Origin of the sequence: Rhizobium sp. BK313, assembly GCF_014193655.1 — a bacterium.
Taxonomy (GTDB): Bacteria; Pseudomonadota; Alphaproteobacteria; order Rhizobiales; family Rhizobiaceae; genus Rhizobium.
This window is the reverse complement of the sequence record NZ_JACHZQ010000009.1, coordinates 158,920-185,919: the sequence shown is the minus strand read 5'-3', so window position 1 is coordinate 185,919 and position 27,000 is coordinate 158,920. Positions and strand designations below refer to the sequence as shown.

Genomic DNA, 27,000 nt, shown 5'->3' with positions numbered 1-27,000 from the left:
AACATGAGTAGCGCGATAGACACGCCTGGCTTTGGGTTGACTACGTCGTCGGTGCTGCGCGTCGCTCTGATCCAGAGCGCCGTGGTCTTCGTGGTTGCAGCGCTATGGCAGCAGCGTTGGGGAACTATCGTCGACACCAGCTGGCTCATTAGTGAGGCGGAGCGGGTGCTCGATGGAGAGCGACTCTACGTCGATGTCATCGACAACAACCCGCCGTTTTCGATCTGGCTTTTCCTGCCCGCGATCGTACTGTCGAGATGGGCCGGGATCGCTCCGGAAATCGGCGTCTATCTCTACACCTGCCTCGCAGTGATCGTAGGGCTGGGTTTGTCGGCACTAATCGTCCGGCGAGCGGGCTTCTCCGAAAACCACGCTCTGCTTCGGCTGTTGCCGCTATTCGTCGCGCTCTTCATGATTTTCCCCGGCAACGCCTTCACGGAGAGGGATCACGTGGGCACGGTGCTGTTTCTGCCGTTGCTGGCGATCATGGCCTTGCGGGCGAACACCACACGTCGTGTTAAACCGGGTATCGCCCTGATCGTCGGCGCCGGCCTCTGCGGCAGCATTCTTGTTCTAGTGAAAGCCTATTATGTCGTCGCTTACATTGTGCCCGCGCTTTATGTGGCTTGGCGGCGACGAAACCTGTGGTTACTTCTGGCGCCCGAGAATTGCATCATCGGCATTGTCGGTGTCATCTATGTCGCGCTCATCTTTTGGCTTACGCCAGAATTTATGCGGGACCTCTTTCCGCAAGTGGTGGATATCTACATGAAGGCGCGTGATCCGCTCAGGGTCGCGCTAAGCTATGCGCCGATTTACCTGATGATTATCCTTCTGTTCCGGATGGTTGCACCCAAAGCGCCGGTAACACCGCTTTGTGCCGTGACATTACTGGCTTCACTCGCCGCCGTCGCGCCCTTGATTTATCAGGGCAAGGGCTGGGGCTACCATGCTTTCGCTGCGATCTCACTCGCCTTTGCTGCTGTACTTTGCAGGACAGCAGCGTCTTCTGGCTGGCGTTACAACCGTGAAACGCTCGGACGCGTCGTTCTTTGTGCAATTGTCGTCGTGTTTGCATCGCAGCCTTTTTTGCCGACCCAGAAGCCGGCCGAAGCTTTTGTCGCTGCGATTAAAGCGGCATCGAAGGGGGAGCCGACGCTCGGCGTCATCGGTAGCGACATCGCCGCAGCCCATCCGCTCGACAGGATTGTCGGGGCCCGCTTCTTGTCCGCCAATAACAGCGATTGGCTCGGCGCCCTTGCGTTCGTATTAGCCCAGGAGGCGGCAGCGAGGGGAGAAGCGGCGGATGCCGCGCGTTACCAGAATCAGTCGGATGCTTATCTGGACGCCAAATATGCCGAGTTCGCCCGCCATAACTACGATCTGATCGTCGTCCAGCAGGACGAGCCGCTTTGGACCGATCACGTGTTTGGTCAAGCACGTTTTGCAGCGCTGCTTTCTGCATATCATCCCATTGCCAGGGATGAGCGGTTTATCGTCTATGGCCGCAACGCTCCTGCCGACCAGAGTTCGAAGGCTCGGTGAACGATCCGGAAGCCGTTTGCGGAAATGCGTTTCAGCATGATCAATACCTTTCTCGAAGGAAAACTTCGGTGGTGAGCGGAGTTATCTGCTCCGCTCACTATCATCACGAGAAGAAGTGCCTGAGCGGCGGTACGAAGCGCACCACAATCTGGTCGAAGAGCAGCATGGCGACGACGGCCAGGCCGGTCAGCGGGAAGGCCGCGCCGAAGACGATCACGATCAGCCATAGGCCGATATAGACGGACTTCTGCTGCGGCATGGGTGGCACGCCAAGACGCCCGGCCGGCCGGCGCTTCCACCACATGATGACCGCCGTCACGCAGGAAAGGACGACCGCCAGGCAGGTCGCCAGCATCAGGAGCTGGTTGAACAAGCCCCACTCCTGGCCCTGATGGACGTTGATGCCCCATTCAATTGCTTGGCCGAGCGCGGGGTACTGGTCGAAGGAGAGATCGACGAGCGGCTTTCCGGAATACTGGTCGATATGGATGGTGCGTTCGTCGCCGAGATCGCCGAAATAATGGCTGGCAGTGTAGACACCTGTCTCATCGGAAGGGATTGCCAGGTCGGAGCCCGGCACCATGCCGAGTCCGTGCATAACGTCGACGGCCTTGTTCACGCCAATCGGTTTTGCCGACCGTGCAGCGGCGATGTCCGACAGCGGAACGGGAGCGTTCTCGACAACCCAGCCTGCCCGACTGACGATATTCTGCGTCACCTTCGTCGACTTCGGCACATTGTCCCAAAGCGTGGCCGGCGTGCCGAGATCATGAGCTGTCAGCCAGGCATTGACGTTGGCGCCCCAGTAGCCGGACCAGGGCATGCCGCTGAAGGCGAGGAAGAAGATGGCGATGCCGGCAATCGCCCCGGTAACGGCATGGAGATCTCGCCAGAAGACACGGCGAGACGGTGTGCCGCGGACACTGATGACGCCGCCTGTCTGCTGCCGCGGCCACCAGAGATAGATGCCTGTGACGACGAGCATGAGCGCGAAGCCGCCGATAATTTCGACAATGCGATTGGTCCATTCCCCGAAATATTCCAGGCTGTGGATGCGTTTGACGACCCAGCTGAATTCCTGCTTCGAGCCGACCGAACCGAGCACCGCGCCGTTGTGCGGATTGACATAGACGATCGTCGACTGGCCGTCCGTCGACACGGTGACTACCGCGGAACGATTCCCGGATGGCGCCTCGCGATAGGATGTCGGCTTGGAGCCGGGGATGGCGGCAGCCGCGGCGTCGACGATCTGCTGCGGCGTCAGCATCGATCCGGTGTCGGCGACGATATTGCGTTGGGCGTAGAAGGTATCGGCGATCTGATCCTTGAACAGATAGAGCGAACCGGTGATCGCCAGGTTGAGCATGAAGGGGATGACGAGCAGGCCGGCGAAGAAATGCCAGCGCCAGATCGCCCGGTAGAGCGACATGTTGTGGGAGGTGGCGGCCGCAGGCTCGGCGGCAGTGAAAGCAGACATGGAGAATCCTCTGGAGATCGGCTGGCGGCGCGGGAAATCATGTCTGCGGGAGGGGCAACTATTCCGGTCGCAGCCTCATGCGGATGTGCACACGCGACAGAGATGCCGAGGCAGCCCGTTTCGCGTCGCGATGTCCAGCATAAAGGCAGTCCGCCCGCAGCCGGCACGATCAGCTCTCGTGCATGGTCCGGCCGCCGTTGACGACAAGCATCACGGCTTTCGCCCCGACGCAGGCTCAGGCAGTGATCTGGAGGATGGGAGGAGCGCGAGGGCCGGTGTTCGGCGGATAGAGCTGGCGATGGAAGGCTTCGGTTTTGGGGGCGAGGACATTCTGGCCGATAAAGGCGAGATGCTCGCAGATTTCCGTCAGCGGCATGGGAAGCAGGGCCGCCGAAGCGATCCGGCATGCCTCGCATCCGGGTGCATGCGACTTGCTATGTTCCTTGCCGTCAGGCCCCTTGTAGGTGACGCACAGAACCGGCAGGGTCCCGTCAGGGAGCTGGTATTGCGCCAGCTCCGCAGGGCCGAGCTCATCGGCATTGGAAATCGGCGGTTGATGGGCGAAGCCGACAAACAGCAGCGCGAGGGCGCATATGATGCGCACCATCCACTGCGTTGTCCCGAAGTGCTTCTTCCCCACCGTCTTCCCCATTCCCCCTGGCAGAAGGAGCTCCTACGACGTTGGGCGGACAAGCTCAATGCGGCATTTTGCAGCCATCCGAGACGTTGCTATCCCGCTCGATTTCCCTCGCTGTCGAAGACATGCATATGTTGTGGCGGGAATATCACGTTTACTTTGGGTCCTGCCTTCAGCACGTCGCGATTGAGCGTAAAGACCTTGAACGGCAAGCCGTGGAGCGAAAGGTGGAGAATGATGCCGAAACCGGTCGGCTCGATTAGCTCTGCGTCAGCGCTGATGCCGGAGCCGTCCGTTGATAGAACCACGTGCTCGGGCCGGATTCCGAGTGTCACTTTGGCGCCGGCCGGCAGGTTCGGCGATGCAGAGAGCGGGACGATCGTTCCGTCCTTCAGCGTCATACCGCCGGCCTCGCAAGTTGCGTCCAGGAAATTCATTCCCGGCGAGCCGATGAAGCCGGCAACGAAGAGATTGGCAGGGCGATCGTAAAGTTCAAGCGGGCTGCCGACCTGCTGGACCACCCCGCCATGCATGGCAACAATCCGATCCGCCAGCGTCATCGCCTCGATCTGGTCGTGGGTCACGTAGATCGAGGTCGCCTTCAAGTCACCATGCAGTTTTTTGATTTCGGCCCGCATCTGTTCGCGCAGGCGCGCATCGAGGTTCGATAGCGGCTCGTCGAAGAGGAAGGCCTTCGGCTGGCGCACGATGGCGCGGCCCATGGCGACCCGCTGACGCTGGCCGCCAGAAAGCGCCTTTGGGCGACGCTCGAGGAGCGGGTCGAGCCCGAGCTTCGACGCTGCGGCCGCGACGGCACTTACAATCTTGTCCTTCGCCATCTTCCGAAGCTTGAGGCTGTAGCTCATATTGCCTGCGACGTTCATATGCGGATAGAGCGCATAGGACTGGAATACCATGGCGATGTCGCGGTCCTTCGGATGCAGCTCGTTGACACGGTTGTCCGCAATGCGGATCTCGCCGCCACTGATGTCTTCGAGACCGGCAATCATGCGGAGCAGCGTTGACTTGCCGCAGCCGGAGGGGCCGACGAGGACGACGAATTCGCCATCCTTAATCCTGAGGTCGATGTCGTGCAGCACCTGCACGTGGCCATAGGCTTTCTTGACGTTCTGGATATCGATCGATGCCATTTGACTAACCCTTGACCGCGCCGGCCGTCAGGCCCTGCACGAGATAACGCTGGATGAGCAGGAAGAAGAGACCGGCCGGAATGAGCGCCATGACGCCAGCGGCCATCATCTGCCCGAAATCCACGGAGAATTTCGAAACGAAGGTGAGAAGGCCGACCGGGAAGGTCGCCGCCTGATTGCCGTTGATGAGCATCAGGGCGAACAGCAGCTCGCTCCAGGCGGCCGTGAAGACGAAACCGAGCGTCGCGGCGATGCCGGGCAGCGTCAGCGGCAGGATGATCTGCCGGAACGCCGTGAACTGCGTCGCGCCGTCGATCATCGCCGCTTCTTCCAGGTCCTTCGGGATGCCATCGAAGAAGGATTGCATCAGGAAGGTGGCAAAGGGCACGTTGAAAGCCGTGTAGACGATGACGAGCCCGGTCAGGCTGTTTGTCAGATGCAGCGGCGACAGGATCTTGAAGATCGGCGCAACCAGCATGACCAGCGGAAACATCTGCGTCAGCAGCATCAGAGCCACGATCCAGTATTTGGCACGGAAGGTGAAGCGCGAAAGCGCGTAGCCGGAAAGAGATGCGCAAACGGTCACTGCGATCGCCGTCGATGCCGAGACGATCAGGCTGTTTTCAAAGAATGTCGGAAAGTCGCTGTGTTGCAGCACGAAAGCGTAATGCTCCCATGTGGTGCGCGACGGCCACATGCGCACGCCTTCCGTATAGAGCAGGTCGTTCGGCGTGACCGAAACCTTCAGCAGCCAGAAGAGCGGGAAGAGTGCAAAAACCACGTAGCAAAGGATTGCCAGGCGATGCGCGACGGTTGGGATGATGGATCGTCTCATGGCTCAATCCTTGTTCAGCAAGGTCTGCCGCAGCAGGATGATCAGCATGGAATAGGCAAGCAGCAACACGAGCAGGACGAGTGCGATGGCCGAGGCATAGCCGAAATCCAGCCGCTTGAATGCCTGTGTGAAGATGTAGCTTGCGACGATTTGAGTACGGTCGGCCGGCCCGCCACCCGTCATGACGACGATCAAATCGGCGAAGTTCGAGATCCAGACCGTCCGCAGCAATACGGTGATGGCGATTGTCGGAGCGAGAAAGGGAAGCGTGATCGAACGGAAGCGCTGGAACCAGCCGGCCCCGTCGATCGAAGCCGCCTCATAGAGGTCGCGCGGGATTGCCTGAAGTGCTGCCAGCAGCGTGATCGCAAAGAAGGGAATGCCCCACCAGACATTGGCGACGATCGGTCCCCACATCGCATATTGCGGGTCGGACAGGATGTTGTCGGGCTCCTTCATCAGGCCGAGAGCGAAGAGCCAGTGCGGGATGGGACCGATCACAGGATTGAAGAGCCATGCCCAGTTGAGGCCAGCAAGGAAGGACGGAACAGCCCAAGGCAGAAACACCAACGCCTGCACGATCCCTCTGCCCCAAAACGGCTTGTCCAGCAGCAGAGCAAGGATCAGCCCAAAGATGAATTGCAAAACGACCGAGGCACCGGTCCACCAGAGCGTGTTCTTCAGCGCGCCGTAGAAGGCGGCGTCCTTTGAAAGATCGCGAAAATGTTCGAGGCCAATAAAGCCGCCGGAAAACGGGTTGAGCAGCTGGATATCTCGAAACGCATAGGAAATACCGATCACCAGCGGCACCAGCATGACGGCGATAATAAGGATGAGCGCAGGGGCGCTGTAGAGATAAGGCTCCGAGGCGTCGGCAAGGCGCTTCAGCCACGGCCTACGGTCGTGACGCCTGTCGAGCATGTCGGCGGTCATGGTCATCGGCCAATGTTCCCGTTCGCGGCGTTCGGACGCCGTCTGTTTCATGTGCGAAAAAGCGGCGGCGGATTGCTCCGCCGCCGGGGGACGAACTTATTTCTTGGCGAGGAATTTCTGCTGCGCCTTGGTCAGGTAATCGGCCCATTGATCGGCGAGATCCTTCGCCGAGATATCGCCAAGCAGCGCCTGTTGCGACGTCTTGATGGCGAGCGAATCCTTGAAGAAGGCAAACTCCTCGAGATAGGTCGGCATAACGGTCGGAACCGTGTTCTTGTCGGCCAGCTCCTCGAACCAGCCCTTGAACTGGTCGCCGGCATAGAAGGGATCCTTCTCAGCCGAAGTATAGGCCGGCAAGGCGCCGATCTTCTTGTTCCATTCGAGATTGCCTTCCTTGCCTTCAAGGGTAGCGATCAGCTTCCAGGACAGATCCTTGTTCTGGCTCGTTGAGAACATCGACCAGCCGGCATAACCGATCGTCGGGAAGGACTTGCCGTCCGGACCCTTCGGCAACGGAATGACGCCGAAATCGTCCTTGTTCATGCGTTCGGCGATGGCGATCAAGGCATCCGGATCCTGGTCGAGGAAAGCGCATGTGCCGGAATAGAAGCCGGCGACGACTTCATTGAAGCCCCAATTGACGCTGTCCTTCGGGGCATATCCCTTCTTGTAGAGATCGACCATCCATTCGATGCCCTTGGCCCAGCCAGGGCTGTTCATCGTCGAAGTGCCGTCGTCCTTGAAATATTTGTTGTCGCCGGCCATGGAGGCCGCGAAGATCATCCAGCCGTTCAGGCCGCCGGGGCCGCCGCGCATGCAGTAGCCGTATTTGCCGGGCAGCTTGGAGACCGCCTCGGATGCCTTGACGAAATCGTCCATCGTCTTCGGCGGCTCGCTCACGCCGGCCTGCTGCAGAAGCTTCTTGTTGTAGAACATGGCGCGCAGATAGAAGCCATAAGGCAGCATATAGGCCGTATTCTTCACGTCGCGGCCGAGTTCGAGGGCTCTCGGCGTCAGCTCGCTCGTATGCTCCCACTTGGCGAGATAGGGCTCAAGGCTCTCCAGCATGCCGTTATTGCCATAGAGCGACAGCCAGGTATCGGGCATTTCCATCACGTCCGGCGTGTCGCCGGCCGAGACCATGGTCGCGAACTTCTGGAAGGCTTCGTTCCAGGGCAGGGAGATGATGTCGACCTTCGTGCCCGGATTGGCCGCCTCGAACTTGCCGACGATCGACTTGAGCGTCTCGGTGCGTTCCGGGCTGGTGATGACTTCGACGAGTTTCAGCGTGGTATCGGCGAAAGCCGTGCCCGCCATCATCGTGGCGAAGAGTGCTGCCGTGATCAGTGTTTTCATGCTCAGTTCCCCCTTTTAGGTGTTTCTCTCGGGTTGAAGGTTTTATGAGGCAGCGGCGATCGCTTCCTCGATATCTCTCCACAACGCCTCGGTTCCTTCGAGACCGACATGGAGACGTACGGACCGCGGGTGAATACCAAAGGTATGCGCGGAATTCGGCTGTGCCTTCTGCTGCAGCACGACCTCGCCCGGTACGATCAGGCTTTCGTGCCCACCCCAGCTCACTCCAAGTTTGAAGAGCTTGAGGTGGTCAGCGAAGGCTCTGATATCGACGCCTTCGCGGAAGATAAATGAAAACAGGCCCGACGTGCCGTTGAGGCCAGCGGGCAAACGGTTGGCAAGGCCCGGGTGGCAGACCTGTTCAACGACGTCGAGATCCTGCAGCCGCTTGGCGATCGTCATTGCGGCCGCCTCATGCGCCCTCATGCGGATCGGCAGCGTGCGAAGGCCGCGGATCAAAAGCCAGGCGTCGAACGGCGAAAGCTTACCACCGAGATAAGGGTATGCCTCGGCCTTCAGGCGCGCAATCATCTGTTTTGAGCCGGCGACCACGCCAGCAACGACATCGCTATGGCCGCCAAGATATTTGGAGGCGGAGTGGATGACGAGATCGACGCCGAGCGTCAACGGCCGTTGGAAATAGGGGCTGGCCCAACTGTTGTCGATCATCGAAACGACACCATGTCGCTTGGCGAGCGCGGCGAGCGCGCCAACGTCGTGGGCTTCCATCACCCAGCTTGTCGGGCTTTCCAGATAAAGCACCTTGGCGCCCGGAAGCGCCTTGGCAACGGCTTCCTCGTCGCGGCCATCCACATAGGTTACCTCGACCTTCATGCGCTTCAGGATCGTGCCGAAGAGGCGGAAGGCATCCGGATAGACGTGCTTGACCGCGACGATCCGATCACCCGGCTCGACGAAGCTCAATACGGCAGACGAGATCGCTGCCATGCCGCTCGCAAAGCCGAGTGCATCCTCTGCACCTTCGAGCTTCGCCAGCATTTCCTCGAACATGCGCACGGTTGGGTTGAGGCCGCGCGTATAGATCGGCCGTACCTTCTCGCCGCGATAGGAGGCGATCATGTCGTCGTAATTGGAAAAGGTGAAAAGCGATGTCTGGAAAATCGGTGGCACCACGGCCTCGGCAAAATTGCCGTCGTCATGGGCCGTGATGAGAGAAGCAAGATCGAACGGCTCTAGCCCGTCAGTCATTTGGACATTTCCTTGATGTCTTCCTCGACGACGTCGAGAATTTTCAATGTTTCGGCGCGTGCCGCCTCGGAATCCTGGGCGACGATCGCGTTGAATAGCGTGCGGTGATAGGGGAAGGACCGCCGGGCAAAGTCCTGTCGGTCGAAGGGATGGGTCCAGAAGCGCTCGAAGGTTCCGCGCATCTGTTCGAGAAGCTGCTTGAACAATGGATTATGGGTAGCGTCGTAGACGGCAAGATGAAACGCAAGGTCCTCCGGACCGGAAGTGCCCTTTGCGATGTGGACGCGTTCCATCTCGTCGAGCTTCTCCTCGATGATCGCGATATCCTTAGCGGTGCGCTTCTTGGCTGCGACCATTCCGGCCTCGCATTCGATGCCGCGCCGAACCTCAAGGGTCTGCAGCAACGCATCGCGCAGATGCGCCGTGTCGAGCGACAACGGCATATGGATCGTCGCCTTGGAAACCGGCTTCAGCAGATAGGTGCCGCTGCCCTTGCGGGTTTCCATCACGCCCAAGGCCTGGAAATGCGTGATCACTTCCCGGATTGTCGAGCGCCCCACTGAGAGGGCAGCCCCCAATTCACGCTCGGTCGGCAGCCGGTCGCCCGCCTGGAGCTTGGAGGACTCGATGAAATCGGACAGCGCGTCGATAACTTGCTGCGTCCGGTCGATCGACGGGAGAGGTGTAAGCATTGCTTTTGCCATGAGCGCAAATTGGTCTGACATCTGCCATCAGGTCAATCCTTTTTCTCAGTCATCAGCTTTTTTTCTCATAGGAGGCGCAGTAGGATCTTCCCAGTTGCACGCGAAATTTCCAAATGTCCGTTAGCCTCTTCCAACCGGCATTCTGGCAAGCAGAAAGTTGAAAACGGTGCTGGCAAGCCAAGGGCTGAGATTGGAAGTTTGTCGCCTTTTAAGCGAAACCCCGCCTGCTGGTCCGCTTGCTGCGCTCTTCTAACCCTGGTGAACTGAGACCGCGGGGTGGGTAGCATCACCCGGCTAATCTCTTGGGATCGTTCCTATAAGGATGCGATTGTCGCCTTTATTTGAGCACCGAGTGCACTGTAGACATGCGGCCAGTATGATAAGCGAAAGATGCTTTCCGTGCTTCCTGGAAATATTATGGCGATCCAGTGGTCTCGCGTGACCGCATTTCGCGCATTCTCCTGTCAACGTGAACCACTGCGGCAATGTGTGCAAGGTTGCGTCACAAAGGTCCGTGCTGCTGTGTGCTATTAGATTTATACCCTTGCGGTGCCTCATTGCCTGGAGAGCACTCTCTTAGCCCAAATGTTCTCTAAATGTTCTGTTTTTTGGGGCGGAGAGTCAAGTGCAAACGACCACTGCCGGACATCAAGCCAGCCGTGGCCTTCATTGTCGCCGCTGAAAGACTCCCGCGATCGGCTCCGAAGCTGGCCATTACGAGCGTTGCTCCCAAACCAAACGCAATATGGACGCTACACGTTGCGAAGGAGTACAACGGAATGACCCACGCTGCTGCTGTCTGGGTGAAGGGAGATGATATGACAAAAATTCCGCCGCTCACCACTACGACGTCGATGGACCGTGCCCGCGAAGCGGTGACGGCGATGGAAGCTATCATCCGAGAACTCGTTGCGGATGCAAATGCGGCCGGATGGGGTTCGAAGGAAGTTCTCAATGCAATCGTCGAAACGGCGAATAAGCAGAGGCTCGCCTATGAGGAAGATCCAGACCCCTCGGACGGACCCGCGGTAGACGCAGTGAAGGATCTGCAAGTTGGACACGGAGAGGTTTATGATTGAGCGGCTTTGTTCGCCAGCAAATTCACGTTGTACAATACGAAGCCCGTTGGTCGCGAGGGCGCCGCGATCTTGCCCGTCAATGCTGTCCTCACCTTCTGATCAAATCAGGAATCGCGAAGGAACCTTGCAACCATCCCAATGCGAGCGCGAAAACGACGCAATCCGGGATAGCGGGTAGCTGACGGCGCTTATGACACCAATCTGCCGCCGTGCAGGGCGCGGTTCAGCGAGATCGTCCGCAGTATGCTTCATCCGACGTGCTGCAGCACGACCTTTCCGAAGCGGGACTCGGCTGCAAAATAGCGCATCGAGTTTGCAACGTCTGTCCAGTCGAATACGCGATCGATCACCGGTTTGAGGTCGAGAGCTTCTATGGCACGGTTCATGGCCTCGAACGATTCGCGCGATCCAACGGGAATGCCGCGGACCTCTACTTGCTTTCGAAAGATATCGAGAGGATTGATGTTACCTTCTGAGCCGCCCAGATAACCGATGACGTTGATCTGACCCCGACGGGATGCCGCCTTCAGTGACTGCTCGAAGCTCTGCGGCCCCCCGACCTCGATGACGTGATCGACACCGCGCCCGTCAGTCATATCGAGAACAGCGGCGGACCATTCCGGTGTACGCCGATAGTTGATCCCGCCGAACGCACCGAGGCTCTTTGCGCGCTCCAGCTTTTCGTCGCTGCTGGAGGTGACGATCACACGCGCGCCGCTCGCGCGGGCGAACTGCAGTGCAAAAAGCGATACGCCCCCGGTTCCCTGGACAAGAACGGTTTCTCCGGCCCTGATGTGCCCCTCGGTCACAAGGGCTTGCCAAGCGGTGACGGCGGCGCAAGGCAAGGTCGACGCTTCTATATCGCTCAGATTGCGCGGTGCGAAAACGGCTGCTTGTTCATCGAGAATTGCATATTCCGAAAGAAGCCCGTCGAGCGGGCCGCCGCGTTGGTAGGAAGGCTCGGCCATTCGGAAGGAGCCGCCAGTCCAGCGCTGCCAGAACGTGCTGCAGACCCTATCGCCGATCTTGAAACGCGTCACGTCTTCGCCGATGGCAATGACCTCACCGACGCCGTCCGACAAAGGGACGAGCGGCAGCCGGAATGCCGTATGGTAATGTCCATGCGCAATTTCGAGATCCCGATAGTTGAGTGCCGTTGCCTTGACGCGGATCAAGATTTCCTGGCGCTCGGGCTGCGGCATCGGGCGCTCTTCCAGTGTCAGATTGTCGAGGTTGCCTGCCTCATTGAGGACGATCGCTTTCATGAAATTTCTCCGGGCTGATGTATCCATGCCGGGAGACTGGACTTGATCTCTACGATATACAAATTCATAATATGCAAAATAATTATGCGGAATGAACATGTTTGACGAGATGCGGACATTCGTGTTGTTTGCCGATGAAGGATCGGTGCAAAAGGTCGCGCAACGTCTACCGCTGACCCAGCCCGCCGTCAGCCGCCAGATCCAGCGGTTTGAACAGGCGCTCGGCATCACGCTGCTTGACCGCCGACAGAAGCCACCGGTGCTGACGCCGGCAGGACAGGAAGTGCTGGCCCGCAGTCGCGATATCCTCGCTGCCTTCGAGAATATGAAGGCCGTCGCAGCGGCGCCGGAACCAAACGGCTTGTTCCGGCTTGGTGTGGCCAAGGGGCTAGCACATGACAGTCTTGCCGGAGAACTCGGCTCGGCAACGGCACGTTTTCCCAGGGTGTCGATGCGGCTAAAATCGCAATGGAGCCATGAGCTTGCCGAGCAGTTTCGATTGGGGCATCTCGATGCCGCCATCCTGTTGTCCGAGCGATCCCGTTACCCGCAAGCCGAGAATATCGGCGACGAAAAACTGATCGTCGTCGGCGCGAACGGATCCAGCATCGCCGATGATCCTGACACCAGGGCGTGGGTACTGAGCCCAGAACCCTGCGACGCCCGCCGTTGTCTCGCAGAGTTGCTGGCCGGCCAGCGCCAACCCCTGACAATTGCAGCAGAAATCGAGGATGCAGGCATGCAGCTCGCGCTGGTTCGCAGGGGCTTCGGTCTCGGGTTGATGCCCGGGCGCCTGTTTGAAAGCTCGTCGCCGCATGGCATCGAGAGGGTCAACATAAGCGACCAGGATCTGCATCTGGACGTCGTGATGCTGCGCTCTCCGCATCTCGGATCCATGTCGAAGGTCGCCGATGCGATTTCGACCGTTGCGCGCGGTTTTATCACTGGCACGCAACCCGTTATCAGCTAGGCCCACGCTCTGAGGAAGACCGGTGGGCGCCGCTTCATACGCGATCAATTGCAAGCGAAAAGCACTACCGAGCCGTTCGCTTGCAATGGGAAATGTCAGTGGTGGCAACAATCTCCAGCGTCCGCAGGCACTGGCGGAGCGAAAGCGGCGAATTCCTGCTCGAGCGCTTTTATGACGCCGCCGCGCCACCCACCGGCAATTCGCTCCGAGTAGGGGTCGGGGAAGATATCTTCCTCACCTTTTTCCAATCCGTCGAGTATTCCCGCTGCCACCAGGCCGGGCGGCGACTTCGGAACGTCGAAGCCGCGCGTCATGTCGGTATCGACCGGACCCGTGAAGCAGCTATGCACCGCCACCCCGCGGCCTGACAGCAGCGCTCTGAAGGCCTGCATGAGATTATGTGCCGCGGCTTTCGAAATCGAATAGGCTGGCGTGGACGCGACCGGCACCAGGGCCGACAGAGAGAGGTTGTTCACAATAGCACCCCTGGAGCGCGTCAACGCCGGCAGAAGGGCTTGGGTTACCTTCAGCGGACCAAAGAAGTTGACCGCCAGGTGGCGATTGATGATTTCCACATCGCTAAGATCGTCAGGCATGAAGATACCGGCGTTGTTGATGAGGATATCGAGGCTCTTTATGGCCTCGGCCGCCTGTCGGACGTCATGCTCGTCGGTGATGTCAAGTTTGACGAAGATGACGCGTTCATCGTCATGATGCTGTTCGCCGCGTGATCCTGCATAAACGCGCTTTGCGCCGCGCCGCAGTACTTCGTTCAAGAGAGCCTGGCCGATGCCTCGGTTGGCACCGGTGATCAAGACCGTTTTGTTTTCGATATTCAAGACGTGCTCCTATTACGCTGACCATGCCATCAGGAGTGGTTCTCTGATGATCATGACGGAGATTAGGATCTGGCGACGAATGAGCGGGAGTAACAAGTCTGGCGGGGTTTTGGGGAGCGGCCACACCTGGCCGAAAACGCGCAAGCCGGTTTCAGATGCTGATGCACATCCGCTTGGGCATCGGGTGTCCTGGTCGTGGGAATGTCGAGGGAGGCGCCATGGGCCTTCGGTATGAAGCCTTCGATAACCTGTGGCGCGAGCGGCGGCTAGGCATATCTAGAAAGTCTCGGCCCGTGTCGAAGGACCGGCCAGATCGGTGTTTCTCCCGGATCTGGCTTTAGCCCTGCCATTTTCGGGTGCCCGGCAGCTACCAATCGAGACGGACAGCGAGTTTTCCAACGGGCCCATTGGATTGGGCATGGTAGGCTTCGGCAACATCGCCCACGCTGAATGTCTCAGCCACCACGGGATCGATCCGTGCAGCCTTTATGGCCTGCATGACCTTACCAAAATCCTCCGCTGATCCTGTGTTGTTGCCTTGGATCCGCAGCGCCTTGACGATGATCGGCATCAGATCGATCTGCAAGTTCGTCCCGGTGACGAAACCGATTGTGAAAATCACACCCCCATACCGGGCTGCAGACAGCGAGCGCGTAAATGTCGCCGTTCCAACAGTGTCCAGGACGAGGTCGGCACCCAATCCGCTGGTCAATTTGAGGACCTGCAAGTCCCAGTCGGGAGATTCATTGTAATTGATGGTTTCATCCGCTCCCAGTTTGCGGGCGAGTTCGAGTTTCTCGTCTGAAGAAGACGTGACAATTGCGCGTGCCCCTCTTGCCTTGGCGAGTTGCAGACCAAAGATAGAAACGCCGCCCGTTCCAAGAAAAACAACAGTCGAGCCAGGACCGACATCGGCGCACACAAGCGCGTTCCAGGCGGTCGTCGCTGCGATCGGTACGGTTGCAGCCGCTTCCCAGGATAGGTGCTCCGCCACCTTGACAACGGAGCCTGCATCGACGGTCGCGATTTCAATGAGGGAACCTGGGCGTGACACGCCGCGGGTTGCGTTCGCTTTCTCTATCGTTCCACGTCCCGCAAACCAGATCGTCTTCGGATGCAAAGCAACGCGGTCGCCAACTGCAAGGTCTAAGACATCGTCGCCAATTGCAATTATCTCGCCAACGCCGTCGGCAATAGGCACAAGCGGAAAGCTGATACCGGGATATTTCCCGAACGCGACGGCGAGGTCGATGAAATTGAGGCTGGCCGCGTGCATTCGTACAAGGACCTGACCGTGACCTGGCGGCAGCGGATCGGGAAGTTCAACTCTGGTCAGGAGATCCAGCGAAGGTCCATTCAGCGTAATTGCTTGCATGTGCATTCCTTTCGGGAGGTTTGAATGCTTGCAATGTGATCGCTGCAGTAATTTTGTGGAATGGCGATAAATTGCAGTGTATATCTGCGATTTATGCAGCAATTGTCTCCTCTGCCCGATATTGAAAGTTTGACTGCCTTCGTCGCCGTTGCCGAAGATGGCTCCTTCAACGCAGCTGGCCGACGGCTCCACCGCGACGCTACTGTCGTATCCCGGCGCGTCCAGAACCTGGAGCAGAGACTCGGCGTTCGGCTTCTGGAGCGCTCCACCCGCAGTGTCGCGCTGACCGAAGCAGGTGAAATCTATCTTCAGCGCATCCGACCTTTGCTCCAGGGATTGATGACCGCCGGCCAAGAAACGGAACGATTTTCAAACGGAGAGCCGCAAGGTCGCCTTCGCCTTGCTCTGCCCGGCAGTTTCGGCCGAATGTGGCTGATGCCATTACTTGTCGAGTTCCGCGCAGCCTATCGCGGTGTTACACTCGATGTCGCCTTCTCGAACCGTTTCGTGGACCTAATTGGCGAAGGATTCGATCTCGCCGTACGCCTTGGGGTATTGCCGGATTCGCGGCTCGTAAGCCGCAAGCTGGCGGATCGAAAACGCATGATCGTCGCATCCCCCTCCTATCTCCAACGGCATGCGGCACCCCCGACGCCAAACGATCTCGCCGGACATGATTGCCTGATTTTCTCTGGAAAGCCGAACCCATATCTTTGGGAATTTATAATGCCGAGTGGGGCGCAACTTTCGGTCCCGGTTTCCGGTCCCTTTATCTCGGATGACGCCGAAGCATTGGTGCTTGCGGCAATCAGCGGACATGGCTTGCTCTACGCGACCGACTGGCTCGTCGGTCGTGAGCTTACCGATGGGCGGCTTGTTCGTATTCTCGAAGACTATCCGGTTCCCGACGAAGGCGGTGTCTACGTCGTGCATCCATCCACGCAACTTGTTCCCAATAAGACACGCGCTTTCGCCGATTGGATCACCGACCGGTTCTCCAAAAGCCTTCCCTGGTCGCAAGCATAGGGATCCCGCGATCGACGAAACGGCTACGCATCCGTAACGTGCCCAAGGATCGGCTTGGGGCTCGCTGCGGTGCGCACGCAACGGCAACTGCTTTGCGAGTCCTGAGATTACGAGTGGGCGCATCGACAGATTATTGAAGACGGGCACGCGTAGAGGGTTTCTGATCGATTTTCTTGTAGCGTGCACCGACAGCGTTAGGGAGATCCAAAGGCAGCGGACGTCAGAGTGAAAGGCTGACGTCCAAGTCAATCGGAAGTGCACTGGACAAAGTGCCAAGGCTCATGAGACCGGTTTTGCCCGTCTCAAGCCACGAGGCGTCTCCCCGATTTCTCGTCGCATCCAGTGCGCGAGATGAGACTGATGCGCGAAACCAGTCAAATGAGCCACTTCGCTGATGCTGTTGTCGCCTGCGAGCAATAGGGTTCGAGCACGGTCGACGCGCCGCCGTAACACGTAGCGGTGAAGTGTCGTACCCATTGCCGCTTTGAACCAGGTTCGCAGATGAGAGCTGCTTGCGCCTGCGATGCGGCTAAGTTCATCGATCGTAAGCGCCTCATGCAGATTGGCATCTATGTACATGACGACGCGGCTGAGTTGATCATGCGACAACCTAACCGTTCGCTCGGCTCTCGGGTCATCAAGCCCGAGCAGGCGGACCGCGAGCGCCACGCCGACGCCATCTGCAAACAAGTGTCCGCTTGGCAATCCGGCCTTCAGGTCGCTTTCCAGCGCCTGGGCAAGGTATTGGATACGCATGTCGCGAAGCAAGTGCCGTGTGTCGAACCTCCGCAAGCTTGCCCCTGTGCCAAGCTCGGCCGCTACGCCCTCGAGCAGGGAGGGCGTAAGGCGAATCTCCAGTGTGTCGAAGGAGGTCTCTGCCTCGAACCCCGCCTCCCGGCCTGCTGGCACAATATCCACGTCTCCGGCGCGTCTTATGAAATATTTCGCGACGTCGTTACAGTAGGTCCGCGTTGCGGCGCTGGCGTGAACCATGATGCGATGATGCTGCGCTTTCGGCAGGCGATAGGTTCCTGCCTCCACATGTCGCGAAGAAGCTGTGACCCGCGCGTCAGGATAAGGTGAAGCAGATTGCAGGTGCATGTGAACTGCCCTCAAATTCATAGCGGATTCTGCCTAACATTTGGCAATTCCTGTGCGATTTTCAATCCGATTGCCCGTTAAGTGAACCTCATCACCAGAACGCGAAGAGGTTATCATGAGTTTCTATGTTGTCGTGGGTGCAGGTCCGGTAGGGACAGAGACAGCTCGCCTGCTTGGTAAGGAAGGCCATGACGTCGTCCTGACAAGCAGGACGGTGAACTCGATCGGGCTCGAGGGTGTGCGGTTGGTACAAGCGGATGCCACCGATGCCGTTGCCCTCGCGAGCATCAGCGAGGGCGCGGACGCAATCTTCATGTGCGCCATGGCCCCGTATCATCGGTGGCCAACTGATTTCTTCCCGATCATCGATGGAACGGTGCGAGCAGCCGAATCCGTCGGCGCGAAGATCGTCCTCCTCGGAAACGTCTACGGCTATGGCGAGCATGCAGAAAGCCCCCTGCGACCGGACCTTCCACTCGATCCCACGAGCAGAAAAGGTACCGTCCGGACGATCATGTGGCAGCGCGCCCTTCGCGCCAACGTCCCCGCCATCGAGATACGATCGAGTGATTATCTCGGGCAAGGCGCGGTCACCTACTTCTCGCTGCTGGCCCTGCCGTCGTTGCTTGATAAGAAGCCGGTCACCTTCCTCGGGGACCTCGATGCCAATCACGCTTGGACCTTTACCAAGGACGTCGCGCGAACCCTCGTGGCGGCATCCCGCTATTCCGGCGACTGGGGACGCGCGTTTCACGTTCCTTCCCAACATACCTCGCCTCGAGAGCTTATCGGGCGATTTGCGAATATCATTGGCACAGACATCCCCGAAGTTCGCACATATTCCGCCGAAGAGATGGAGACGGGTGGAATGCACGAACTCCTGGAGATGACCTATCTTTTTGAACGACCGCTCATCGTGGATTCAGCAGAAACCGAGCGGCTACTTGGCGTACAGGCAAGCAGCCTTGAGGCGATGATCGAAGACGCCCTACGCGAATTTGGGTGACCGGTTGCATGAGTATCACGGCTATTGGTGAGCTGACTGTGCGTTCACAGCGATCAGGCCAACCTACACGTTAAGGCAAACCTTGCCGAAATGTTGGCCCAATCCGTAATAGTTGAACGCGCCGGCGATCTCTTCCAGCGGAAAACTGCGGTCAACGATGGGCCTAATACGATTTACGTCGATGGCACGGATCATGTCTTCTTGATCTGCACGGCTGCCGATGGAGATCCCGCTCACTCGAATCTGTTTGGAAAATAGCGCCGGGATCATCAACTCGCCGGCAAAACCGGTCAACACGCCGATGAGCGCTATATGCCCGCCCGTTCTGCAGGCCGCTATCGATTGCGCAAGGGTAGCAGGTCCTCCGACCTCGATGACGTGATCGACGCCGCGCCCGTCCGTCAGATCTCTTGCCTTCTGGCCCCAGTCTGGCACGGCCTTGTAATTGATGACGACGTCGGCTCCAAGACGTTCTAGTTGCTCCAGCTTCTCCTCGGACGATGAGGTCGCAATGACGCGGGCGCCGGCGGCCTTCGCGAATTGCAGCGCAAACAGCGACACGCTCCCTGTTCCAAGGGTCAGGATCGTGTCGCCGGGTTTGACCTGGCCGCACACCACCAAACCTCTCCAGGCAGTCACCGCCGTACAGGTGAGGGTTGCCGCTTCCAGATGTGAAAAGCCCACCGGTGTCTTCGTAAAGGCATGGGCCGGCATGCACACATATTCGCAGGCAAAGCCGTCGAAATGTTCACCAGGTATATCCCGTCGGGTGGCGGAGGTGATGTCGCCCGTCAACCAGTAGGGATAGAATGTGCTGACGACGTTGTCTCCGACTGCGAATTCGCTCACCTCGTCGCCAATCGCAATTACCTTTCCCGCACCGTCTGAGAGCGGAACGCGGCCGTCATCAAAAGGCACTTTACCCCGGACGACAAAGTCGTCGCGCAAATTCAAGGAGCATGCCTCTATTCGTACCAACACCTCACCGGGTCTTGGTTCTGGGCGATTTTCCTCGATGATTTTGAGGTTTTCCAGGCCACCCGGGGCTCTCAATCTAACCAATCGCATCGCGGTCCCCCTTGACATTTCCGGCAATGAGATTCCGCAGGCAGCCGTTGATGTAATAGCTCCATGCGTTCGAACAGTCGTCGAAACATTCGGCGCTCGGAAGAAGGCCTGCATGGGTGAAGCGGACCTCAGTCTTGTCACCCTTTGTCGCGATATCGAAAATAATGTCGGTGCCGTTCCACTCGGCTCGGTTCTGAACGAAATTCAGCTCGGCCTCCACGACATGCCAGACAATCCGCTTCTGAGGTGTCATCTCAGTAATTCTTTGTCTGCTGCGATGTAGGTCTTCGTAGCGATAGGTGAATTCGTCGCCGACTTCGGTGGTGTCGCCTTGCAGGTCCCCCGACCACCACAAAGGCACGTTATTTATGGCGTCGAAGGCCTGTTGCGGAGTCTGATCCACTTCGAAACTGGTGGTATAGCCTTGATCATTCATGGATTGTCATTCCTTCTCTCGACGAAACCTGCAGGTAGCGGCCATCACAGCTGCTGCATGGTTGGAGCGGCGCTTGAGAACGAAGGTTCAGGAAGCGCGCGCCAGCTGTTCTGGTCGGGCAATTGATAGGCGAGGAGTAGGGATGGGTGAGAGTTACATTTGTGACGGGTTTCAAAGAAAATCCCCGCTCTCTTGCAAAAAGCGGAACAACCACTTTCGGCAAGAGAGCAAAAGTTCGCTGACGCTGCTGGTCCGGAGAGCGGGCGAAGCGAATGCAGGCAGGAGGGATTGCTCCATCACCCGCTTCGTCTCCTACCGATTTGAAACCAAGTTGCATAATAGTGATCGTTGGATTGCTCCTAGAGATCGTAGGGCCATTCAGCAGCAACGAACCGATACTCGCCCTTCTCCAGGGCGACGTGGCCAAAGCCCGGAAAGGGCAAGTGCATTCCCGCAACCAAGATGCGGTCGTGCGCGGCCTGATCAAAAGCACGTTTGCGGGATGCTGTCGCCAAGGTGCCGTCGACATCAAAGGCCGGACCCCATTCCGGATGGGCGAACTGAAAGGCCGCGTGGTGCACGATATCTGCCCAAATAAGGAGCGTATCGTCTCCCGAGTGAACGACAAAGCCGGTATGGCCTGGCGTATGGCCGGGAAGTGGCACTGTCCCCAAAGCGCCAAGCAGCTCGGTCTCTCCTGAAAACTGCGTCAGACGCTTTTCATAGGCTTTGGCGACGGTTCGAGCTCCGGAGAAAAACGGCTTAAAAGCGTCAGGTGCTTGGTTGAGGGCGGTATCGTCATGCCAATAGCGAAAATCAGCTTCGGACACGATCATTTCCGCATTCGAGAAGACTGCGTTGCCATGGGGATCGATGGCACCACCAACATGATCAGGATGCATGTGCGTGAACAGCACCGCGTCGATCTGCTCTGGCTTGACCCCTACGGCTGCGAGCGCCTGCGGGGTTCTTCCGAGCGTTGGCCCGAAAAGGCCAGCGGCGCCGGTATCGACCAACACGAGCCGTTCGCCGAGATTGATCAGAAACGCGTTCACTGGGCTCAGGCGTGGTGAAGCTGGCTGGAATTGCTTCCAAGCAAGGCGAGCGGCCTCGTCTTCCGGCGCTTTGAAGAGGGCGGCTGGCATCTCCATATATCCGTCGAGTAAAGCGGTGACTTCGATTGTTCCAACTTTGCGGCGGATGACTCCGGGCATCTGGACGGTAGCAAGTTCGGTTGAGGCGTTGGCCGTCCTGATGTCACCGATAGCTGTTGCCATGGCGAGGCCAGCGGAGGCGGCGAATAGATTACGACGTGATATAGGCATGTCAGCTCCTGGAGGCTTTGAGGAATGAGCTGGACGGCTATAGCGCTATTGGCGAGAATGATTAATTCTGCCAAAACTGATAAGATTTATTTCATTGGCTTATAAATGGGTGCTGGGTTGGATCGCCTCTCGATGCTGTCTTGTTTCGTTTGTGTCGCCGAGAATGGGAGCTTCTCGGCCGCAGCACGTGACCTTCACCGGACCCAATCATCGGTTAGCCAGCAGATTCGCGCTCTGGAGCGCCAACTCCAGGCTAGATTGTTTGATCGCACCACGCGGAAAGTGGCATTGACGGAGGCGGGCGCCGTCTATCTCCAACACGTGAAAGGTGTCTTGGAGCGCATAGACGAAGCCGATCAGATTGTCAGCGATCTTGATGCGGGAATCACCGGACGGCTGGCGATCAGTGCACCCATCAGCTTTGGTACGCAGGCCCTTGGTGCATATCTATTTCAGTTCAGGGAAAATCATCCGGATATCGATTTGGACGTCTCCCTGTCCGATCGGTTTGCCGATGTTGCTGCCGAGGGGCTCGATCTCGCGATCCGCATGGGAGTCGTGACTGAAACACAGCTGATCGTTAGAAAGATCGGCTTGCTGAAGCGCAGCCTCGCTGCAACGCCGCAATACCTTGACCGTCGCGGACGACCAGGTCACCCAAACGATCTCGAACATCACAACTACGTCGTGCGCTCCTACCTGCAGGGCGCCGAACAGATTCGCCTGACGGGGGCTCAACAGGAGGTGATAGATGTACGCGTCAAACCGGTGCTCAGATCGGACAATTCCCATCTTATATGCGAGGCCATTGCGGCGGGCATGGGCATCGGGCTCGTTCACGATGTCCTTCTGGAGCCGATGATTGCATCAGGAACGTTGGAAAGAGTGCTTCCCGACTGGCTCCATGAACCGCAGGTCATTCAGGCCGTCTACCCTTCAAATCGTTATATTCCAAAGAAGGTCCGTCTTTTTGTAGATGGTCTGGCTGGATTTCTGCGGGGGAGCGGCGCACTCGCCGAATAGAGTCGCGCCTTGCAGCGTAGACCACAGGACACGTTCGCTCTGTGAGCTCATGTCGTTCGAATTCGTCGATCGTAAGCTACGAACTGCAGATCAGTCGTCGAGGCTGCCGTGACTGAGGTGATGGTTACGGCAGACCTCATGAGTGAGGTAGGTTAGCTTCCCCGCTACGCCGGAGCGCGAGACAGTATACCTTGCAACGATCGATCTAATGGACGCGTTGGATCAATTCATACCAGCGGATCGCTATCGACCGAGGCAAACATACCCGTGCGCGCCATGGAAGCACACGCTGCCCGGACGGCCTCTGTGGCTTCCGGAAACGCGGTCGAGGAACCGGGAATTGACCCAGCCGTTGCGCGAATGCCGTGGCTGGATGTGGCACCATCTCCGCGACGACGAACAGCGGGTGACGTTCACCCTGTCTCCTCTCCGCACCTGACCGACGGAGCGATATGAGGTGCCGGGTCCCGATCGAACTTGCGTCGTGCCGGTCACGCGCGCGGTTGCCGCTTCGGCGGGAAGAGCTCCCGTCAACGCAACAGCACCCGCAAAGAAAGCGGCCGCGGCTATCCTAATCATATTCATGGATCACTCCTGCCTTGAGATGACGCCACAATACCGGCGTACCGGCGTTTTCGCTAATGTATTTTCCCTTTTGAGAGGCACAGCGCTATCAAGCGCAGGGCTGGCTGTCGGCCCGAAGACGACCCGTAGGCTTGTGAGGCGACCGCTTCTTACTGGATCATTGCAAGAATGGTCGCGCTTGCCTCCTGCATTGTCAGGCCGTGATGGAATGTGCCGCGTTCAAGGAAGTTGATGGTCTCGACAACCACGATTGGATTGAACATCATGAACGTATGCGTGGCATGCAGGACCAGATGGTCAACCGCGCCATCCAGTCGCGTTGACGCGACGGAGACCTTTCCATCATTCGGCCCTTCGATGATGGAATTGAATACCGGATTAACGGATACGTCGCCGGCGATGATCCCCACTGGATAGTCAGGCTTCGGCAGAAGCTGCGGCATCGCTTCTGCACCGGTTCCAAGCTGGAGACCAGCCGGGCCGTTGATCCAACGAAATGGTGGCATCTCGCCGAAGACATCCACGATCTCGGAACCGTTGTTGGGCGGGGCGAGCATCACAACCTGCCCCAAATTTGACGGCCGTGCGTGTGCCAGCCAGTAGCGAACCAGAATTCCTCCCATGGAATGGGTTACGAAATTGACCCGGCGTGCGCCGCATACTTTGACGCAATCCCCCACGTAGTTTGCAAGCTCGGCGATTGGTGCACGCGTTGAAGGATATGCTTTGTTGACGACTAGAAATCCCCGTCGCGCCAGCACTTTCTCGATAAGCCAAAAGGATCCGCTGCCGCGAGCAAGCCCGTGCACCAGCACGACGCATTCCGCCTCGTCTTCATTACGATGGATCGCCATCGTTCACTCCAACAAATGATCACCCCGTTGGCGACAAGCATCGAAAGAAGATCGTCGCGACCAGTCTGAAAGCGTGTCGGACAAGTCTTTAGCCTCCTCGTCCTTCGTAGATGGGTTCCACATCGGCCTTTCTAGACACCCCGCCAACTTTTTCCGGCTTTTCGAAAGGGCTGCTTGAGGGAGAGGGGCTGATATTGGGGCCATCATCTCACATCCGCTGCGACCCGTGCATCGATATAGTGCTGGGGCGCATAGACATGACTGTATCCCATGGGCGTTTTATTTGTGACGAGCATATCAAGTATCAACTGGAAGCCGGTTTCGATCGGATACCATCTAAGTTGTGGCGACACATCGTGCTCCAGCGGCTCCGACATCCAATCCGGCGCTTTGTAGAAATCTTTGAAGTTACAATCGCCGAGCACCCAGGCCCTAACGTGAGAGCAGCGAGCAATGACGGCGATTTATGCGAGAAACGCATAAATTGCATGTTCGATTCTCGTTTGTGGGTTAATTCAAAAGCAACGTAAGGTTCACCGATTAAAGATCGAAGCTCACAAATGAGCTCGGGGGACCAGAATTTGAACAAGTCAGCGCTATCAGACGTGAACGCGCTTGTGATCGTGCCGCAGCGAAAGATCGGCACAAAGATCATGGCGGCGATTTGCATCATTCTGCTCCTTCTATTGGCGAGAGCCTTCTGGAAGGGAGACATTGGCTGGAGCTACGTTTCTGAGAATCTCTTTTCCAGATCCGTTCTGGCAGGGGTCGGCAACACGATCATTATGACGTTCTGCGCCATGATCGTCGGCATCGTCCTCGGCGTTGTCGCCGCTATCATGCGCATGTCTGATAACCCGGTCTTGCGCAGTATTTCTGTCGGTTACGTCTGGCTGTTCCGCGGTGCGCCCGCCCTGCTGCAACTTCTGTTGTGGTTCAATCTCGCTCTCATTTTCCCGACAATCGGCATTCCAGGATTGTTCTCGATCCGGACGGTCGATGTGATGACCCCCTTCGTCGCCGCACTTCTCGGCCTCGGAATCCAGCAGGGGGCCTATACCGCGGAAGTCGTGCGTGCCGGCATCCTGTCGATCGACAAGGGACAGATGGAAGCGGCCCAATCGATCGGCATGACGAAGTTGCGGGCCACGCTGAAGATCGTCCTGCCGCAGGCCATGCGCGTCATCGTTCCTCCCATCGGCAACGAGACGATCGGCATGGTCAAGCTGACGTCGCTTGCTAGCGTCATCCAATATTCCGAGGTGCTCAGAAGCGTGGAGGACATCTACTATGTCAACTCGCGCGTCATCGAACTGCTGATCGTGGCCACCATCTGGTACATGGTCGTCGTCACCATCCTCAGCATCCTCCAGATCTACATCGAGCGACATTTTTCGAAGGGCTGGGGCCGGCGCGACGCTTCCCATCAGCAGCCAGCCGGCCAGGCTCTGGCGGGGGAGGCAGGCTAATGGATGCGATCATCAAGGCACACGGTCTGCAGAAATATTTCGGAACGTTTCATGTGCTCAAGGACATCGACTTCGAGATCATGAAGGGCGAGGTGATCTGCATCATCGGACCTTCAGGTTCGGGAAAGAGCACTTTCCTGCGGTGCATCAACCAGCTCGAACCGATTGATGCCGGCTATGTCATGGTCGACGATGAAATCGTCGGCTATCGCCGCGACGGTAATCGATTGTTTCCTCTTCCGGACCGCGAGATCGCCCGCCAGCGGCAGGCCGTGGGCATGGTCTTCCAGAAATTTCACCTCTTCCCGCATCGTACGGTTTTGCAAAACATCATCGAAGGTCCGGTCGGCGTTCAGAAGCGGCCGCGGCAGGAGTGCATCGCCGAAGCGCGCGTTCTTCTCGAACGTGTCGGTCTAGCGGACAAGGCCAACGCCTATCCGAGCGAGCTTTCCGGCGGACAGCAACAGCGCATCGCAATCGCAAGGGCGCTGGCGATGAAGCCCAAGGCGATGCTCTTCGACGAGCCGACATCGGCGCTCGACCCGGAACTTGTCGGCGAAGTCCTTGGCGTCATGAAGGAGCTTGCCGCTTCGGGCACGACAATGATTGTCGTCACCCATGAGATCGGTTTCTGCCGCGAAGTGGCCGACCGCATCATCTTCATGGACGGCGGCACGATCGTGGAGGCAGGAACAGCCGCCGAGATCCTTGAAAATCCAAGAAATCCCAGAGTGAAGAACTTCATTTCTGCGGTGCTTTAACAACAAGAACCTTGAAGAAAGATCATCAGAGGAGAAATTGATGAAACGCATCCATCTCGCCATCTCGGCGGCGCTGCTGTCCCTCGCCGCCACCACCGCATCGGCAGATTCGAGCCTGAACCTTCTCAAGGAAGGCGAACTGCGCATTCTGACTAACCCCATCTATCCGCCCATGGAATTCGTCAATCCAGACAGCGGCACCATCGACGGCTTCGATGTCGATCTTGCAAATGCCATCGCCAAGAAACTGAATCTCACGACCGTCTTCGTCACCTCCGCATTTCAGGAGCTTCAAAGCGGCCTCCAGACCGGTCGTGCCGACATGATCATTTCCGGCATGAGCGACAACGTAAAGCGCCAGGCGAGCATGGACTTCGTTGACTACATCACGAGCGGTCCCATCCTGTTCACCGTCAACGCCAACGCAGACAAATACAAGCAGGCGAGCGATCTGTGTGGCAAAACGGTCGCAGGAAGCCGAAGCACCTCCTTTGGCGAAAACGTCAAGGATTGGAGCGCGGCCAATTGCGAGGCCAAGGGCAAGTCCACGATAGCCTTCGAGGGTACGGCAGATTCAAACGCCGCCCGTCTCGGCATGAAGCAGGGTCGCTATGATGCTGTCGTCCAGGGGATCGAGACGATCGCTTACCAGATGCGGCTTGAGCCCGATACGTACAAGCTGGTCGGCGACCCGCTGCTCAGCAACGATACGTTCGGCATGGCGTTCAAGAAGGACAACACCGCCCTTCGCGATGTGGTTGCCGGGGCCTTCGATGCTCTCATCAAGGATGGCACCTACGATCAGATCCTCAAGAAGTGGGGGCTAGTCCACAATGCCGTTCCAAAGGCTGTGGTGAACGGCGTCAAGTAAGCGCCACAAGAAGCGCCGCAGCAAAAGCGGCGCTTCCCGATCCCATGCATGCAACGGTCAGCCGGGGTGCCATTGCGCCCGCGGAAGGATGGTTGCGCCT

The 27,000-nt window shown here is 58.1% G+C and carries 27 protein-coding genes; 9 read left to right on the top strand and 18 right to left on the bottom strand.

What is annotated here, in order from left to right; genetic code table 11:
• Positions 1 to 3 precede the first annotated feature (3 nt).
• Entirely contained in the window at positions 4 to 1,545 is a 1,542-nt protein-coding gene (locus FHT86_RS33230; RefSeq protein WP_183869001.1) for a hypothetical protein, read from the top strand.
• A 103-nt stretch (positions 1,546 to 1,648) separates the two neighbouring features.
• Here FHT86_RS33230 and FHT86_RS33225 read toward each other — a convergent pair whose 3' ends face one another.
• The 8 genes from FHT86_RS33225 to FHT86_RS33190 form a co-directional block, all read right to left on the bottom strand.
• Positions 1,649 to 3,022, bottom strand: coding sequence for a PepSY-associated TM helix domain-containing protein (locus FHT86_RS33225; protein ID WP_133711176.1), 1,374 nt, complete (start codon positions 3,020 to 3,022; stop codon positions 1,649 to 1,651).
• A 235-nt stretch (positions 3,023 to 3,257) separates the two neighbouring features.
• Positions 3,258 to 3,674 carry a hypothetical protein gene (locus FHT86_RS33220; RefSeq protein ID WP_133711175.1) on the bottom strand — a complete coding sequence of 139 codons (417 nt, stop codon included), beginning with the start codon at positions 3,672 to 3,674 and terminating at the stop codon, positions 3,258 to 3,260.
• 77 nt (positions 3,675 to 3,751) lie between these two features.
• Positions 3,752 to 4,810 carry an ABC transporter ATP-binding protein gene (locus FHT86_RS33215; protein ID WP_133711174.1) on the bottom strand — a complete coding sequence of 353 codons (1,059 nt, stop codon included), beginning with the start codon at positions 4,808 to 4,810 and terminating at the stop codon, positions 3,752 to 3,754.
• A 4-nt stretch (positions 4,811 to 4,814) separates the two neighbouring features.
• On the bottom strand, positions 4,815 to 5,645 hold the full coding sequence (locus FHT86_RS33210) for a carbohydrate ABC transporter permease (protein WP_133711173.1): 831 nt from the start codon (positions 5,643 to 5,645) through the stop codon (positions 4,815 to 4,817).
• 3 nt (positions 5,646 to 5,648) lie between these two features.
• Positions 5,649 to 6,584: a carbohydrate ABC transporter permease gene (locus FHT86_RS33205; protein ID WP_133711172.1), complete on the bottom strand. Its 936-nt coding sequence runs from the start codon at positions 6,582 to 6,584 to the stop codon at positions 5,649 to 5,651.
• Positions 6,585 to 6,674: 90 nt separating this feature from the next.
• The gene (locus FHT86_RS33200) at positions 6,675 to 7,934 is read right to left on the bottom strand and encodes a sugar ABC transporter substrate-binding protein (protein WP_133711171.1); all 1,260 of its coding nucleotides are present in this window, start codon (positions 7,932 to 7,934) and stop codon (positions 6,675 to 6,677) included.
• Positions 7,935 to 7,976: 42 nt separating this feature from the next.
• Positions 7,977 to 9,143 carry a PLP-dependent transferase gene (locus tag FHT86_RS33195; RefSeq protein WP_133711170.1) on the bottom strand — a complete coding sequence of 389 codons (1,167 nt, stop codon included), beginning with the start codon at positions 9,141 to 9,143 and terminating at the stop codon, positions 7,977 to 7,979.
• Positions 9,140 to 9,835 carry a FadR/GntR family transcriptional regulator gene (locus FHT86_RS33190; RefSeq protein ID WP_133711169.1) on the bottom strand — a complete coding sequence of 232 codons (696 nt, stop codon included), beginning with the start codon at positions 9,833 to 9,835 and terminating at the stop codon, positions 9,140 to 9,142. Before FHT86_RS33190 ends, FHT86_RS33195 begins: the two co-directional genes overlap by 4 nt.
• Positions 9,836 to 10,665: 830 nt before the next feature.
• Between FHT86_RS33190 and FHT86_RS33185 the strand changes: the two genes are divergently transcribed.
• Complete coding sequence (locus FHT86_RS33185) at positions 10,666 to 10,926, top strand: hypothetical protein (RefSeq protein WP_133711168.1); 261 nt, start codon at positions 10,666 to 10,668, stop codon at positions 10,924 to 10,926.
• A gap of 248 nt (positions 10,927 to 11,174) precedes the next feature.
• Here FHT86_RS33185 and FHT86_RS33180 read toward each other — a convergent pair whose 3' ends face one another.
• Positions 11,175 to 12,191, bottom strand: coding sequence for an NAD(P)-dependent alcohol dehydrogenase (locus tag FHT86_RS33180; RefSeq protein WP_133711167.1), 1,017 nt, complete (start codon positions 12,189 to 12,191; stop codon positions 11,175 to 11,177).
• A gap of 97 nt (positions 12,192 to 12,288) precedes the next feature.
• Between FHT86_RS33180 and FHT86_RS33175 the strand changes: the two genes are divergently transcribed.
• Positions 12,289 to 13,161: a LysR family transcriptional regulator gene (locus FHT86_RS33175; RefSeq protein WP_166657004.1), complete on the top strand. Its 873-nt coding sequence runs from the start codon at positions 12,289 to 12,291 to the stop codon at positions 13,159 to 13,161.
• A gap of 95 nt (positions 13,162 to 13,256) precedes the next feature.
• On the opposite strand, the gene FHT86_RS33170 is transcribed toward FHT86_RS33175, so the two are convergent.
• Positions 13,257 to 14,000 (bottom strand): SDR family NAD(P)-dependent oxidoreductase, encoded by a 744-nt coding sequence (locus FHT86_RS33170; RefSeq protein WP_133711165.1) that lies wholly within the window; start codon positions 13,998 to 14,000, stop codon positions 13,257 to 13,259.
• A 367-nt stretch (positions 14,001 to 14,367) separates the two neighbouring features.
• Entirely contained in the window at positions 14,368 to 15,375 is a 1,008-nt protein-coding gene (locus tag FHT86_RS33165; protein ID WP_133711286.1) for a zinc-dependent alcohol dehydrogenase family protein, read from the bottom strand.
• A 60-nt stretch (positions 15,376 to 15,435) separates the two neighbouring features.
• Here FHT86_RS33165 and FHT86_RS38540 point away from each other — a divergent pair, with 60 nt between their 5' ends.
• Entirely contained in the window at positions 15,436 to 16,401 is a 966-nt protein-coding gene (locus FHT86_RS38540) for a LysR family transcriptional regulator (RefSeq protein WP_312862620.1), read from the top strand.
• A 279-nt stretch (positions 16,402 to 16,680) separates the two neighbouring features.
• Here FHT86_RS38540 and FHT86_RS33155 read toward each other — a convergent pair whose 3' ends face one another.
• Positions 16,681 to 17,502: a helix-turn-helix domain-containing protein gene (locus FHT86_RS33155; RefSeq protein WP_133711163.1), complete on the bottom strand. Its 822-nt coding sequence runs from the start codon at positions 17,500 to 17,502 to the stop codon at positions 16,681 to 16,683.
• 115 nt (positions 17,503 to 17,617) lie between these two features.
• Between FHT86_RS33155 and FHT86_RS33150 the strand changes: the two genes are divergently transcribed.
• Complete coding sequence (locus FHT86_RS33150) at positions 17,618 to 18,508, top strand: NAD-dependent epimerase/dehydratase family protein (RefSeq protein ID WP_133711162.1); 891 nt, start codon at positions 17,618 to 17,620, stop codon at positions 18,506 to 18,508.
• Positions 18,509 to 18,571: 63 nt separating this feature from the next.
• Here FHT86_RS33150 and FHT86_RS33145 read toward each other — a convergent pair whose 3' ends face one another.
• From FHT86_RS33145 to FHT86_RS33135, 3 genes are all read right to left on the bottom strand, one after another.
• The gene (locus FHT86_RS33145; RefSeq protein ID WP_133711285.1) at positions 18,572 to 19,576 is read right to left on the bottom strand and encodes a zinc-dependent alcohol dehydrogenase family protein; all 1,005 of its coding nucleotides are present in this window, start codon (positions 19,574 to 19,576) and stop codon (positions 18,572 to 18,574) included.
• Positions 19,563 to 20,012 (bottom strand): SRPBCC family protein, encoded by a 450-nt coding sequence (locus tag FHT86_RS33140; protein ID WP_133711161.1) that lies wholly within the window; start codon positions 20,010 to 20,012, stop codon positions 19,563 to 19,565. The genes FHT86_RS33145 and FHT86_RS33140 overlap by 14 nt, the downstream gene beginning before the upstream one ends.
• Positions 20,013 to 20,371: 359 nt before the next feature.
• Positions 20,372 to 21,337 (bottom strand): MBL fold metallo-hydrolase, encoded by a 966-nt coding sequence (locus tag FHT86_RS33135; protein ID WP_133711160.1) that lies wholly within the window; start codon positions 21,335 to 21,337, stop codon positions 20,372 to 20,374.
• A gap of 105 nt (positions 21,338 to 21,442) precedes the next feature.
• Between FHT86_RS33135 and FHT86_RS33130 the strand changes: the two genes are divergently transcribed.
• Entirely contained in the window at positions 21,443 to 22,360 is a 918-nt protein-coding gene (locus FHT86_RS33130) for a LysR family transcriptional regulator (protein WP_183868999.1), read from the top strand.
• Positions 22,361 to 22,603: 243 nt separating this feature from the next.
• Here the strand turns inward: FHT86_RS33130 and FHT86_RS39000 are convergent, their stop codons facing one another.
• The 3 genes from FHT86_RS39000 to FHT86_RS33115 all read right to left on the bottom strand — a co-directional run bounded on the left by FHT86_RS39000 (position 22,604) and on the right by FHT86_RS33115 (position 24,224).
• Entirely contained in the window at positions 22,604 to 22,939 is a 336-nt protein-coding gene (locus FHT86_RS39000; protein ID WP_409527641.1) for an SH3 domain-containing protein, read from the bottom strand.
• A gap of 155 nt (positions 22,940 to 23,094) precedes the next feature.
• Entirely contained in the window at positions 23,095 to 23,799 is a 705-nt protein-coding gene (locus tag FHT86_RS33120) for an alpha/beta fold hydrolase (RefSeq protein WP_133711157.1), read from the bottom strand.
• A gap of 203 nt (positions 23,800 to 24,002) precedes the next feature.
• A complete protein-coding gene (locus FHT86_RS33115; RefSeq protein WP_312862619.1) occupies positions 24,003 to 24,224 on the bottom strand; it encodes an alpha/beta-hydrolase family protein in 222 nt (73 codons plus the stop codon).
• A 135-nt stretch (positions 24,225 to 24,359) separates the two neighbouring features.
• On the opposite strand from FHT86_RS33115, the gene FHT86_RS33110 reads away from it, so the two are divergent.
• The 3 genes from FHT86_RS33110 to FHT86_RS33100 are packed head-to-tail and all read left to right on the top strand — an operon-like array spanning position 24,360 to position 26,900.
• The gene (locus FHT86_RS33110; RefSeq protein WP_133711155.1) at positions 24,360 to 25,268 is read left to right on the top strand and encodes an amino acid ABC transporter permease; all 909 of its coding nucleotides are present in this window, start codon (positions 24,360 to 24,362) and stop codon (positions 25,266 to 25,268) included.
• Complete coding sequence (locus FHT86_RS33105; RefSeq protein ID WP_133711154.1) at positions 25,268 to 26,029, top strand: amino acid ABC transporter ATP-binding protein; 762 nt, start codon at positions 25,268 to 25,270, stop codon at positions 26,027 to 26,029. The genes FHT86_RS33110 and FHT86_RS33105 overlap by 1 nt, the downstream gene beginning before the upstream one ends.
• 40 nt (positions 26,030 to 26,069) lie before the next feature.
• Complete coding sequence (locus tag FHT86_RS33100; protein WP_133711153.1) at positions 26,070 to 26,900, top strand: ABC transporter substrate-binding protein; 831 nt, start codon at positions 26,070 to 26,072, stop codon at positions 26,898 to 26,900.
• The last annotated feature ends 100 nt before the right edge of the window (positions 26,901 to 27,000 follow it).